Origin of the sequence: Streptomyces sp. NBC_00259 (assembly GCF_036181745.1) — a bacterium.
GTDB lineage: Bacteria > Actinomycetota > Actinomycetes > Streptomycetales > Streptomycetaceae > Streptomyces > Streptomyces pratisoli.
In genome coordinates this window covers 1,401,598-1,413,964 of sequence record NZ_CP108080.1, presented here as the reverse complement: position 1 = coordinate 1,413,964, position 12,367 = coordinate 1,401,598, and the positions used below count along the sequence as shown (strand labels likewise).

At 70.4% G+C, this 12,367-nt stretch carries 12 protein-coding genes; 11 read left to right on the top strand and 1 reads right to left on the bottom strand.

Annotation, left to right across the window (positions count from 1 at the left end):
- Positions 1–8: 8 nt before the first annotated feature.
- Positions 9–1,034 carry a LacI family DNA-binding transcriptional regulator gene (locus OG766_RS06355; protein WP_266375571.1) on the bottom strand — a complete coding sequence of 342 codons (1,026 nt, stop codon included), beginning with the start codon at positions 1,032–1,034 and terminating at the stop codon, positions 9–11.
- A gap of 127 nt (positions 1,035–1,161) precedes the next feature.
- Here OG766_RS06355 and OG766_RS06350 point away from each other — a divergent pair, with 127 nt between their 5' ends.
- The 11 genes from OG766_RS06350 (at position 1,162) to OG766_RS06300 (ending at position 12,307) form a co-directional block, all read left to right on the top strand.
- Complete coding sequence (locus OG766_RS06350; RefSeq protein ID WP_266375572.1) at positions 1,162–2,433, top strand: MFS transporter; 1,272 nt, start codon at positions 1,162–1,164, stop codon at positions 2,431–2,433.
- Positions 2,434–2,442: 9 nt separating this feature from the next.
- Positions 2,443–3,804 carry a Pup--protein ligase gene (gene pafA, locus OG766_RS06345; RefSeq protein ID WP_266375574.1) on the top strand — a complete coding sequence of 454 codons (1,362 nt, stop codon included), beginning with the start codon at positions 2,443–2,445 and terminating at the stop codon, positions 3,802–3,804.
- A 126-nt stretch (positions 3,805–3,930) separates the two neighbouring features.
- Complete coding sequence (locus tag OG766_RS06340; RefSeq protein ID WP_266375576.1) at positions 3,931–4,863, top strand: FKBP-type peptidyl-prolyl cis-trans isomerase; 933 nt, start codon at positions 3,931–3,933, stop codon at positions 4,861–4,863.
- 43 nt (positions 4,864–4,906) lie between these two features.
- Positions 4,907–5,281 carry an FKBP-type peptidyl-prolyl cis-trans isomerase gene (locus OG766_RS06335; protein ID WP_266375578.1) on the top strand — a complete coding sequence of 125 codons (375 nt, stop codon included), beginning with the start codon at positions 4,907–4,909 and terminating at the stop codon, positions 5,279–5,281.
- A 134-nt stretch (positions 5,282–5,415) separates the two neighbouring features.
- Positions 5,416–6,372, top strand: coding sequence for a helix-turn-helix transcriptional regulator (locus OG766_RS06330; RefSeq protein WP_266375580.1), 957 nt, complete (start codon positions 5,416–5,418; stop codon positions 6,370–6,372).
- A gap of 17 nt (positions 6,373–6,389) precedes the next feature.
- A complete protein-coding gene (locus OG766_RS06325) occupies positions 6,390–7,346 on the top strand; it encodes a helix-turn-helix transcriptional regulator (RefSeq protein WP_328724734.1) in 957 nt (318 codons plus the stop codon).
- A gap of 34 nt (positions 7,347–7,380) precedes the next feature.
- A complete protein-coding gene (locus OG766_RS06320) occupies positions 7,381–7,644 on the top strand; it encodes a hypothetical protein (RefSeq protein WP_385472681.1) in 264 nt (87 codons plus the stop codon).
- Positions 7,645–7,696: 52 nt separating this feature from the next.
- Positions 7,697–7,894 (top strand): hypothetical protein, encoded by a 198-nt coding sequence (locus OG766_RS06315; RefSeq protein WP_328724733.1) that lies wholly within the window; start codon positions 7,697–7,699, stop codon positions 7,892–7,894.
- A gap of 209 nt (positions 7,895–8,103) precedes the next feature.
- On the top strand, positions 8,104–8,397 hold the full coding sequence (gene tatA / locus OG766_RS06310) for a Sec-independent protein translocase subunit TatA (RefSeq protein WP_266375588.1): 294 nt from the start codon (positions 8,104–8,106) through the stop codon (positions 8,395–8,397).
- A gap of 104 nt (positions 8,398–8,501) precedes the next feature.
- Positions 8,502–9,371: a twin-arginine translocase subunit TatC gene (tatC, locus tag OG766_RS06305; protein WP_266378204.1), complete on the top strand. Its 870-nt coding sequence runs from the start codon at positions 8,502–8,504 to the stop codon at positions 9,369–9,371.
- Between the two features lie 107 nt (positions 9,372–9,478).
- Positions 9,479–12,307 (top strand): DEAD/DEAH box helicase, encoded by a 2,829-nt coding sequence (locus tag OG766_RS06300; protein WP_266375590.1) that lies wholly within the window; start codon positions 9,479–9,481, stop codon positions 12,305–12,307.
- Positions 12,308–12,367: the final 60 nt, after the last annotated feature.

The following is a 12,367-nucleotide window of genomic DNA, read 5'->3' as shown; positions in this document are numbered from 1 at the left end:
CGCGGTGTTCAGAGGCCCGGTGGGGCCGTGGAGGCGCGGGGGATCAGCGTCACCGGGAGTGCCCCCGGTGCCGGGGACTCGCCGCGCAGTACGGCGAGCAGCGCGGACATGCCCTCCTCGCCCACCCGCTCGGCCGGCAGCCGCACCGTCGTGAGCTCGGGCTCCAGCGCCGTCGCCAGTGCCAGATCGTCGAAGCCCGTCACCGAGACATCCTCAGGAACCCGCAGCCCGAGACGGCGGACGGCCTTGCAGGCCCCCGCCGCGAGGACGTCGTCGTCGCAGATCAGCGCGGTGGGCCGGGGTGCCGCCCCGGTGAGTGCCCGCTCGGTGGCCTCCCGGGCACCGCTCACGTCGAGCGGCGCAGGCACCGTGCGCAGCTCCGCGTCCGGGGCCGCGCCCAGCGCCGCCGCCAGTGCCCGGGCCCGTACCTCGAAGGTCCACGAGGGCACTGCCGAGGCGAGATGCACGAAGCGCCGGTGGCCGAGGCGGAGCAGATGGTCCGTCACCTGCCGCATACCGTCGGCGATGTCGAGGTTGACCTGCGCCGCCGAGGCAGGATCCGCCGGGTCGCTGTCGAGCATCACCAGCGGCAGATCCGCCCCGCGGATGGCGTCCAGCGCCCCGGCCGCCATGGAGGAGGCGATCACCCCGTCCAGCGCCGCCCGCGCGGACGCGAAGGGGTCCCGCGCGGGACCGATGCCTTCGGGGGAGGGGTACACGACGACGCCGAAGCCGTGCTCGGCGGCGACCGCGGCCGCACCCGCGTACACGCGGGCGAAGAACTCGTTGGTCAGCGCCGGCACCACGAGGAGCGCGGTCCGGGTCCGGCCGAGCCGGAGATTGCGGGCGGCGAGATTCGGCCGGTAGCCGAGTTCGCGGGCAGCCTCGCGCACCAGACCGGCGGTGCGCTCGGAGACCCGGCCCCGCCACTTGCCGCCCAGCACCAGCGACACCGTGGCCTGTGACACCCCGGCCGACCGCGCCACGTCCCTGCTGGTCGGCCGCGCGCCGCCGACGGGCTCCCGGGTCTGCACACTCGCCTCCGCGCTCTGTTTCCCGTGCACCGCGGAGTGGACTCCCGGCCTGCGGACATGGTACGTATGACCCCTTCAGGTTATACGTAAAACGTCCTCGCGACGCCGAGAGGAAGAGGCAGAAGCGATGGGAGCCGGACTCTCCGGGTACGCGGACATCCTCAAGGCCCCCCATGCGGCGCGCCTGCTCACGGGCACGCTCGTGGGCCGCCTGCCGAACGGCATCGCCCATATCGCGATCGTCTTCTTCGTCCGCGCCGAAGGCGGCAGCTACACGCTCGCCGGCGCCCTCGCGGCCGTCTACGGACTCGCCACCGCCGCCGGACAGCCGCTCCTCGGCCGTCTGGTCGACCTGCACGGGCAGCCCCGCGTCCAGCTGCCCGCCGCCGTCGTCTCCGCGCTCGGCATGACGGTCTTCGCCCTCACCGGCATCGCCTCGCTCCCCGCGGCGTACGCGGCCGTCGCCGTCGCCGGATTCTTCACCCCGCCCCTCGAAGGGGGACTGCGCGCCCTGTGGCCCGGCGTCCTCGGCCACCGCGAGGACCGGGTCCACCGCGCCTACGCCATGGACGCGATCGCCCAGGAAGTCATGTTCACCGTCGGTCCGTTGCTGGTGACGCTCCTCGTCTGGCTGCTGTCACCCGCCGCGGCGCTCCTCGTCATCAACGTCCTGGGCGTCCTCGGCGCGCTCTCCGTGGTGGTCTCCGAACCCTCCCGGACCTGGCGTTCCGCGCCCCGCGAGGCCCACTGGCTGGGCGCCCTGCGCTCGCCCGGTCTGCTCGCCCTGCTCGGCTCGTTCTTCTTCGTCGGACTCGCCCTCGGCTCCATCACCGTCGCCGCCTACGCGTACGCCGACGACCACGGCCGGGCATCCGTGTACGGATGGTTCATGGCCGCCCTCGGCCTCGGCGCGCTCGTCGGCGGCGTCGTCTACGGCGCCCGCACCTGGGCGGGCGCCCCCGAGCGGCGACTGCGCGTCATCACCGGCCTGCTGGCGCTCGGCTATCTGCCGCTCGTGCTCACCCCCGGTGTTCCCGCGATGACCGTGCTCGGTGTCGTCTCCGGTGTGTTCCTGGCACCCGCGATCGCCTGCGCGTTCATCGTCGTCGACCGGCACGCCCCCAGGGGCACCGTCACCGAGGCGTTCTCCTGGCTCGTGACCACCTTCGGGGTGGGTGCCGCGGTCGGCACGGCCGCCGCCGGCCCGGCGGTGGAACTGGGCGGGACCACCGCGGGCTTCGCCGTCGCCGGCTTCGGCGGCATCGCCGCACTGCTCGTCCTGCTGGCCACCGGCAGGGTCCTCGCAGCTCCCGGCCGCACCGAACACATCGCGTCGATGGATGAAAATGATCGAAGCGGTGCTGTCGAACCCGGTTTCAGCTCAGGCCATCGGGCGTAATGTTCAGTCATGGACCGCCGCATTTTCGGGCTGGAGAACGAGTACGGCGTCACGTGCACGTTCAGGGGACAGCGCCGACTGTCACCTGACGAAGTGGCGCGCTACCTCTTCCGCCGAGTTGTGTCATGGGGCCGCAGCAGCAACGTCTTCCTGCGCAACGGCGCCCGCCTCTACCTCGACGTGGGCTCACATCCGGAATATGCAACTCCCGAATGTGACAACGTGACCGAACTGGTCACCCACGACAAGGCAGGCGAGCGCATCCTCGAAGGCCTGCTCGTCGACGCCGAACGCCGCCTGCACGAGGAGGGAATCGCGGGCGACGTCTATCTCTTCAAGAACAACACCGATTCGGCGGGAAACTCCTACGGCTGCCACGAGAACTACCTCGTCGCCCGCCACGGAGAGTTCTCCCGGCTCGCGGACATCCTCATCCCGTTTCTCGTCACCCGTCAGCTCCTCTGCGGTGCGGGAAAGGTGCTCCAGACCCCACGGGGCGCCGTCTACTGCGTCAGCCAGCGTGCCGAGCACATCTGGGAGGGCGTCAGTTCCGCCACCACCCGTTCCCGGCCCATCATCAACACCCGGGACGAACCCCACGCGGACGCCGAGCGCTACCGCCGGCTTCACGTCATCGTCGGCGATTCGAACATGTCGGAGACGACGATGCTGCTCAAGGTCGGCGCCACCGACCTCGTGCTGCGCATGATCGAGGCGGGCACGGTGATGCGTGACCTGACGCTGGAGAACCCGATCCGGGCGATCCGCGAAGTCAGCCACGACATCACCGGTCAGCGCAAGGTCCGCCTGGCCAGCGGCCGTGAGGCCTCCGCCCTGGAGGTCCAGCGCGAGTACTACGAGAAGGCCGTCGACTTCGTGGACCGCCGGGGCATCCGCACCGGCACGGTCGCCCAGGTCCTGGAACTGTGGGGCCGCACCCTCGAGGCCATCGAGGAGGAGGACCTCGACCGGATCGGCACCGAAATCGACTGGGTGATGAAGTACAAGCTCATCGAGCGGTACCGGGCCAAGCACAACATGACGATGTCGCACCCGCGGGTCGCCCAGATAGACCTCGCGTACCACGACATCCACCGCCGCCGCGGGCTCTACTACCTCCTGGAGAAGAAAGGCCAGGCCACCCGGATCTGCAACGACCTCAAGATCTTCGAGGGCAAGTCCGTGCCCCCGCAGACCACCAGGGCACGACTGCGCGGGGACTTCATCCGCCGCGCGCAGGAGCAGCGCCGGGACTTCACCGTCGACTGGGTCCACCTCAAGCTCAACGACCAGGCGCAGCGCACCGTGTTGTGCAAGGACCCCTTCCGGTCGGTCGACGACCGGGTGGAGAAGCTGATCGCCGGAATGTAGGTCCCCCCCGACCGGGGAACAGCAGCGCCGGAGAGTCACCCGGGCCCCGTACGTTTCTCGTGCGGGGCCCTTGGCACGGCCTAGAGTGTCGAGCGACCGAAGTGCCGTCTGAGATCTGAGGAACACGTGCGCCGACTTGCCGGCCTACTCGTCGTGCCCCTGCTGCTGCTCTCCACAGCGGCATGCGGTGACGACAAGGGCTCCGACTCCGCCTCGACGTCGAACGGACTGCCCGCCATCACAGCGGGTCAGAAGTTCGGCGAGAAGCCCACTCTCGCCAAGGGCGAGGGCAAACCGCCCAAGGACCTGAAGGTCGAGGTCATCAGCGAGGGCAAGGGGCAGACCCTGAAGAAGGGCGACCAGGCCCAGGTCAACTACCTCGGCCAGCTGTGGGACGGTGACAAGCCGTTCGACAACAGCTTCGACCGCGGTGAGCCGTTCCCGGTGACGATCGGCGGCGGCGGAGTCATCGAGGGCTGGCAGAAGGCCCTCGACGGCCAGAAGGTCGGCAGCCGGCTGGAGGTGTCCATCCCGCCCGCGCTCGGTTACGGCGCCACGGGCCAGGGCGACATCCCGCCCAACGCCACGCTGGTGTTCGTCATGGACATCGTGAAGGGGACCACCCTCCCCACCACCGCCAAGGGCACCGACGTCGCCCAGGACAACCTCGACCTGCCCAAGATCGGTACGAACACCGACGGCAAGGCCCCGTCGATCACCGTGCCCCAGAAGCCGGCGCCCACCAAGCTCGTCTCGAACTACGTGATCGAGGGCAGCGGCCCGGCGGTGAAGGCGGGCGACACCGTCGCCGTGCAGTACAAGGGCGTCCTGTGGAAGGACGGCAAGGAGTTCGACAGCAGCTACTCCAAGGGCGCTCCGGTCACCTTCCCGCTCGCCAGCGTCATCCCGGGCTGGTCGAAGGGCCTGGAGGGCAAGAAGGTCGGCAGCCGCGTCCTCCTCGTCGTGCCGCCGGACATGGCTTACGGCGACCAGGCCCGGGGCCCGATCCCGGCCAAGTCCACGCTGGTCTTCTCCGTCGACATCCTGGCGGTTCTGTAAGACTGTCCGCGTTGACTCGCACAAAGAACGCAAGGAGCAACACGTGAGCATCGAGAAGCCCGAGATCGACTTCCCGGGCGGCGAGCCGCCGGCCGACCTGGAGATCAAGGACATCTGGGAGGGCGACGGCCCTCAGGCCAAGGCGGGCGACACGGTCTCCGTCCACTACGTGGGCGTGGCCTTCTCCACCGGCGAGGAATTCGACGCGTCCTGGAACCGCGGCACCCCGCTGCAGTTCCAGCTCGGCATCGGCCAGGTCATCAAGGGCTGGGACCAGGGTGTGCAGGGCATGAAGGTCGGCGGCCGCCGCCAGCTGATCATTCCCGCGCACCTCGCGTATGGCGACCGCGGCGCCGGTGGCGGCCTCATCGCCCCGGGCGAGGCGCTGATCTTCGTCTGCGACCTGGTCGCGATCTGATCGCAACCGGTTCCCGACCGGTCACGATGGGGCCCACGCCTTTCCAGGCGTGGGCCCCACGCTTTTGCCACGACGCTCCGTAGCGGTAGGTTCGACGATCAGAGGACGTGCGAGGAAGGGCGGGTAGGGCGTCGATGGCCATTGCCAAGGCCGAGCGGCTGATGAATCTGGCGCTGTGTCTGCTCGGGACGCGTCGGCCGCTCAGCAAGCGGGAACTGCGCGGGTCCATAGAGGCCTACCTCGAAGCCGGTTCCGACGACGCCTTCAACCGCATGTTCGAACGCGACAAGGACGACCTCCGCGAACTCGGACTGGTCATCGCCACCGTGGAGAACCTCGACGGCGAGACCGGCTATCTCGCCCGCAGGGACTCCAACCGGCTGCCGCCCATCACCCTCGACGCCGAGGAGGCCGCGGCGCTCGGCCTGGCCGCCAGGGTCTGGCAGCAGGCCCGGCTCGCCGGAGCGGCCAGCGGAGCCCTCCAGAAGCTGCGCGCGGCCGGCATGCCCGAGGCCGAGGACGCGTACGAGGCCCAGCACAGCGCCCTCGAAACGCGCATCCCCGTCCACGAGGCCGCCTTCGAGCCGCTGATGCTGGCCTGCCGCGACCGCCGGCCCGTCACCTTCGACTACCGCAAGTCCAACGCCGTACGGCCCGAGACCCGCCAGGTCGAGCCCTGGACGCTGGAGTGCTGGCGCGGCCACTGGTACCTCGCGGGCTGGGACCGCGACCGGGGCGCCGAGCGCGTCTTCCGGCTCTCCCGGATCACCGGCAAGGTCCGCTCGCGCGCCGCCTCCTTCACGGCGACCGTGCCCGACGTGGTCACCGTGCGGGAGACCGTCGAGAGCTGGGCCGGGGAGACCGCCACCCGCACCGCGCGGATCAGGCTGCGCACCGGGGCCGGCTACCCGCTGCGCGCGCGTGCCACCTCCGTACGGGAACTCTCGGACGGCTGGGACGAGTTGGAGATTCCGTACGGACACGGACTCGACGCCTGGCTCGTGGAGTTCGGTCCGGACGTCGTCGTACTGGAGCCCGCCGATCTGCGGGCCGATGTCGTGGACCGGCTGCGTGCCGTGGCCAAGGGCTGAGGGGGACTCGTACAAGCATGGCCGCGAACGCCATCGACCAGACCCGGCGGATGCTCTCGCTGGTGACCTATCTGCGCGAGCGCCCCGGAGCACGCGTCGGGGACGTCGCCCGGGCCTTCGGGATCACCGAGGACGAACTGATCTCCGACCTCGACGTGCTGCCCATGTGCGGGACCAGCTTCCGTGGCGGCGATCTGCTCGACATCGACACGGACGGCGACCGGATCTGGTGGCACAACCCGGACGACGTCGCGGAGCCGCTCCGGCTGGCCGCCGACGAGGCGACCGCGCTGCTGGTCGCGGCGCGCGCCGTCGCCACGCTGCCCGGACTGCGCGAGAGCGACCGCGAGGCACTGCTGCGGGCCACCGCCAAGCTGGAGGCCGCGGCCGGCGAGGCGGCGGGCGCCAGCTCCCGGCTGTCGGTGACCTTCGAGTCCGAGGGCGGCGTCTTCGCCGACGTCGACCGCGCGATCTCCGAGCGTCGCAGGCTGTGGCTGCGCTACTACTCCCCGGCGCGCGACGAACTCACCGAGCGCGAGGTCGACCCGATCCGGCTGTTCGCCGTCGGCCACACGTACATGGAGGCCTGGTGCTACCTCTCCGAGGCGCGCCGCACCTTCCGGCTCGACCGGGTGGCCGAGATCCGGCTGCTCGACGAGCCGTCCGCGCCGCCCGAGATGGAGCTGCGCGACCTGTCCGAAGGGCTGGTGCAGCCGTCGGCCGAGGACCCGGAGGTCGTCGTCGAGGTCGGGCCCGGAGGCCGCTGGGTCGCCGAGTACTACCCGCACGACAGCGCGGAGGAGCAGCCCGACGGCGGTCTTCGGATCACCCTGCGCACCCCCGAGCCCGCGTCGCTGCGGCGGCTCGCGCTGCGCCTGGGACGCGACGGCCGGATCGTCGCCCCGCAGGACCTGGCGGACAGTGCCCGGCGGGCGGCGCGTGAGGCGCTCGCCGCGTACGACGGCCAGGACTGACGACCGGACTGACGACCGCGACCGAATGGAAACGATGAGGGACATGTCCGTGCTGCCCGGAGTTCCGGTGCCCAAGGTCCCGGTTCTCTTCAAGGCCGCCTGCCCCGACTGCCGGGCCCGCTTCGAACTCGCGGCGGGCGCGCTGCGGCTCGCGATCGGGGCGAGCCGGCGGACCACGTTCTACTCCTTCACCTGTCCCGAGTGCGGGACGGCGGTGCGCAAGCCCGCGGGGGAGCGGATCATCGAGCTCCTCACGGGCGGCGGAGTGCGGACGCTGCGCCTCCACTCCACGGTCTGATCTCCCCCTCCGATCTCTCCCCGATCTCTCCCCGACCCCTAGGCTCTGCACCATGTTCTGGCCCATGCTCGCCATCGCCCTGGGATTCCTCGGCATCGCCGTCCTCGGCGTCCTCGGCATCCGCGTCTTCCTGGAGGCCCAGCGCCTCGGCCGCCAGGTGGCCGCGACGACGGAACGGATCAATCACGCGGCCGAGGACCTGGAGAAGGCGGCCATGCACCTGGCGCGGACGGGCGAGGCACTGAGGTAGTCGCGCGGTCTCCACCGGCGGCGCAAGGGGCGGTACGCTGCACGAATCGTTCCGGCAGCCGGGCCGCGGGCTGCAATGGCGAATCTGCACGGGCATTGCCCTGCGTTCACCGCTGCGGGTTACGATCGCTTACAGCGCGGTGGTCGGACGTATGCCCGACGACCGGGCTGATGCACTTACTGTCGCCTCGGTGAAGAAGGTAAACAGCTATGGGTAGGCTCGGCCCCACCGAGATCATTCTCATCCTCGTCGTCATCATCCTGCTCTTCGGCGCCAAGAAGCTCCCCGACATGGCCCGTTCCCTGGGCAAGTCCGCGCGGATCCTCAAGAGCGAGGCCAAGGCGATGAAGTCGGACGACCAGAAGAGCGCCCCGGCCGACCCGCCGGTGCCCGGCTCCGCCCAGGACCAGACCACGTCCGCGCCCCGCACGATCCAGGCCGCGCCCGGCGATGTGACCAGCTCGCGTCCCGTGACCGAGCCGACGGACACCACCAAGCGCTGACCCAGGTCCGCCGCGGCCGCCGCTGGTCGGCGGCCTGCCGCACGAGATGAGGACGTGGGTTGCTCAAGTCTGCCCGCAAAGAGGAGAAGGACCCCGAGGGGCGGATGCCGCTCGGGGAACATCTGCGTGAGCTGAGGAACCGGCTCGCGAAGGGTCTGCTCGCCATCGTGGCGGTCACGATCGTGGCCCTCGTGTACAGCGAAGACCTGATGCAGTTCCTGACGCAGTCCGTGCCCAAGTGCGAGCCGGGCGTCACCAGCGACGGCGGCAACTGCGCGATCGTCTCCTTCAACACGCTGATTGCGCCGTTCAGCACGACGATCCAGCTGAGCCTCACCGCGGGTCTCGTCGTCGCGAGCCCGGTCTGGCTGTACCAGCTCTGGGCCTTCGTGGCGCCGGGCCTGCACAGGAACGAGAAGAAGTACACCTACGCCTTCGTCGGCGCGGCGGTACCCCTCTTCACCGCGGGTGCGTACCTCGCCTACCGCATCCTCCCCATCAGCGTGCAGGTGCTCATCAGCCTCACGCCGGGAGGTTCGGCGAACATCCTCGCGCTCAACGACGTCCTCGACTTCACCCTGCGGATGGTGATCGTCTTCGGGCTCGCCTTCGAGCTGCCCCTGGTGCTGGTGATGCTCAATCTCACCGGCGTGCTGACCGGCCGGCGCATGCTCGGGTGGTGGCGCGCCGTCATCATGGGCGTCTTCGTCTTCGGCGCCGTGATCACACCGACGACGGACCCCGTCGGCATGATCGCGCTCGCCGGGCCGATCACCGTCCTCTACTTCATGGCCGTGGGCTTCTCGCTCGTCAACGACATGCGGCGACGGCGCAGCAACCCGGACCGGGGCCTGGCCGACGACGAGGCGTCCGAGGTCGACCTGAGGCCCGAGCCGGTCTCGGCGGCCCTCGCGCTGCCCGAGCAGTCGAGCCCCGAGCGTGACCGTGTGAACGGATACGACGACGTCACGTGATCTCCCCGGCGGAGAACGCACGGAGGGTGCCCGGCAGGAGCCGGGCACCCTCGCTGCTTTAAAGATCGAGCCCACTGTCGGAGGCGACGGGTAGGCTCGACAACAAGATGACAGAGGACCTCTCACCAGCCGAGCGATACGCCGCTGCGCGGATCCGCGCCGCCGAGCAGGCCACCGCGCTCGCTCCCTTCCGCGACCTGTACGAGTTCGGTCTGGACCCCTTCCAGATCGAGGCCTGCGAGGCCCTGGAGGCCGGGAAGGGCGTGCTCGTCGCGGCCCCCACGGGCTCCGGCAAGACCATCGTGGGCGAGTTCGCCGTGCATCTCGCACTGGCCCAGGGACGCAAGTGTTTCTACACGACGCCCATCAAGGCGCTGTCCAACCAGAAGTACTCGGACCTGGTGAAGCGGTACGGCCACGAGAAGGTCGGCCTGCTCACCGGGGACAACAGCGTCAACTCCGAAGCCCCCGTGGTCGTCATGACCACCGAGGTCCTGCGCAACATGCTGTACGCGGGCTCCCAGTCGCTGCGCGGCCTCGGCTATGTGGTCATGGACGAGGTGCACTACCTCTCGGACCGCTTCCGGGGCGCCGTCTGGGAGGAAGTGATCATCCACCTCCCCGACTCCGTGACGCTGGTGTCCCTCTCGGCCACCGTGTCCAACGCCGAGGAGTTCGGTGACTGGCTGGACACCGTCCGTGGCGACACCGAAGTGATCGTCTCCGAGTCCCGGCCCGTGCCCCTGTGGCAGCACGTGCTCGCCGGACGCCGGATGTACGACCTCTTCGAGGAGGAGACCGACCACGGTGGCCGGGGCGCCGCCCGCCGCGAGGTCAACCCCGACCTGGTCCGCATGGCCCGGATGGAGAACTCGCGGACCTACAACCCGCGCGAACGCCGCCGCGGCAAGATGGTCCGCGAGGCCGACCGGGAGCGTGAGCGCAGACAGCGCGGGCGCATCTGGACCCCAGGCAGGCCCGAGGTCATCGAGCGGCTGGACGCGGAAGGGCTGCTGCCCGCCATCACGTTCATCTTCAGCCGCGCCGGCTGCCAGGCCGCCGTCCAGCAGTGCATGTACGCGGGCCTCCGGCTCAACGACGAGGAGTCGCGCCAGAGGGTGCGGGAGATCGTCGAGCAGCGCACCGCCTCCATCCCCGGTGAGGATCTCCATGTCCTCGGCTACTACGAGTGGTTGGAGGGCCTGGAGCGGGGCATAGCCGCGCACCACGCGGGAATGCTCCCGACGTTCAAGGAAGTTGTCGAGGAGCTCTTCGTCCGTGGCCTCGTCAAGGCCGTCTTCGCCACCGAGACCCTGGCCCTCGGCATCAACATGCCCGCCAGATCGGTCGTGCTGGAGAAGCTCGTCAAGTGGAACGGCGAGCAGCACGCCGACATCACCCCCGGCGAGTACACCCAGTTGACCGGCCGCGCCGGCCGGCGCGGCATCGACGTCGAGGGCCATGCCGTCGTGCTGTGGCAGCGCGGGATGGACCCGGGCGCTCTCGCCGGACTCGCCGGCACGCGCACGTATCCGCTCCGCTCCAGCTTCAAGCCGTCGTACAACATGGCGGTGAACCTTGTGCACCAGTTCGGCCGGCACCGCTCGCGCGAGCTGCTGGAGACGTCGTTCGCGCAGTTCCAGGCGGACAGGTCGGTCGTCGGCATCTCGCGCCAGGTGCAGCGCAACGAGGAGGGGCTCTCGGGCTATCGGGAGGGCATGACCTGCCATCTCGGCGACTTCGAGGAGTACGCACGGTTGCGGCGGGACCTGAAGGACCGCGAGACCGAACTGGCCAAGCAGGGCGCGGCGCAGCGCCGGGCGGCCGCCGCGGACTCGCTGGAGAAGCTCAAGCCGGGCGATGTCATCCACGTCCCCACCGGAAAGTTCGCCGGGCTGGCCCTGGTCCTCGACCCGGGCCTGCCGGCCGGCCGGTCCAACAGCCACCGCGGATACGAGTACCACGACGGTCCCCGCCCGCTCGTGCTGACCGCCGAGCGGCAGGTCAAGCGGCTCGCCTCGATGGACTTCCCGGTCCCCGTCGAGCCGCTGGAGCGGATGCGGATCCCCAAGTCCTTCAATCCGCGCTCGCCGCAGTCCCGCCGGGACCTCGCGTCCGCCCTGCGGACCAAGGCCGGGCACATCGTCCCCGACCGGCATCGCAGGCCGCGCGCCGAGGCCGCGGACGACCGGGAGATCGCCCGCCTCCGCAAGGACATCCGCGCCCATCCCTGCCACGGCTGCGACGAGCGTGAGGACCACGCCCGCTGGGCCGAGCGCTACCACCGGCTCCAGCGCGACACCCGTCAGCTGGAGCGCCGCATCGAGGGCCGGACGAACACGATCGCCCGGACCTTCGACCGCATCGTCGCGCTGCTGACGGAGATGGACTACCTCCGCGAGGACGAGGTCACCGAGCACGGCAGACGGCTGGCCAGGCTCTACGGCGAGCTGGACCTGCTGGCGAGCGAATGCCTGCGCGAACGGGTGTGGGAGGGGCTCAGCCCCGCCGAACTGGCCGCGTGCGTCTCGGCGTTGGTGTACGAGGCGCGCCAGGCCGATGACGCGGTGGCGCCCAAGGTGCCGGCGGGCAAGGCGAAGGCCGCGCTCGGCGAGATGGTGCGCATCTGGGGCCGGCTGGACGCGCTGGAGGAGGAGTTCCGCATCAACCAGGCCGAGGGCGTGGGACAGCGCGAGCCCGACCTCGGCTTCGCCTGGGCCGCGTACGAATGGGCCTCGGGCAAGGGTCTGGACGAGGTCCTGCGCGAGGCGGAGATGCCGGCCGGCGACTTCGTGCGCTGGTGCAAGCAGGTCATCGACGTACTGGGCCAGATCGCGGCCGCGGCCCCCGCGGAGCAGTCGACCGTGACCCGCAACGCACGCAAGGCGGTCGAGGCACTGCTGCGCGGCGTGGTGGCGTACAGCTCGGTCGGCTGATCCCGGGATTCTCCGGAACGTGCGGTGCGCCGCCCCCTGCGAGGGGCGGCGCACCGCGCA

Excerpts from the sequence above, each read along its gene's own strand:
- OG766_RS06350 (WP_266375572.1), top strand. The coding sequence starts at position 1,162 with ATGGGAGCCGGACTCTCCGGGTACGCGGACATCCTCAAGGCCCCCCAT.
- pafA (WP_266375574.1), top strand. The coding sequence starts at position 2,443 with ATGGACCGCCGCATTTTCGGGCTGGAGAACGAGTACGGCGTCACGTGC.
- OG766_RS06330 (WP_266375580.1), top strand. The coding sequence starts at position 5,416 with ATGGCCATTGCCAAGGCCGAGCGGCTGATGAATCTGGCGCTGTGTCTG.
- OG766_RS06325 (WP_328724734.1), top strand. The coding sequence starts at position 6,390 with ATGGCCGCGAACGCCATCGACCAGACCCGGCGGATGCTCTCGCTGGTG.
- OG766_RS06320 (WP_385472681.1), top strand. The coding sequence starts at position 7,381 with ATGAGGGACATGTCCGTGCTGCCCGGAGTTCCGGTGCCCAAGGTCCCG.
- OG766_RS06315 (WP_328724733.1), top strand. The coding sequence starts at position 7,697 with ATGTTCTGGCCCATGCTCGCCATCGCCCTGGGATTCCTCGGCATCGCC.
- tatA (WP_266375588.1), top strand. The coding sequence starts at position 8,104 with ATGGGTAGGCTCGGCCCCACCGAGATCATTCTCATCCTCGTCGTCATC.
- tatC (WP_266378204.1), top strand. The coding sequence starts at position 8,502 with ATGCCGCTCGGGGAACATCTGCGTGAGCTGAGGAACCGGCTCGCGAAG.
- OG766_RS06300 (WP_266375590.1), top strand. The coding sequence starts at position 9,479 with ATGACAGAGGACCTCTCACCAGCCGAGCGATACGCCGCTGCGCGGATC.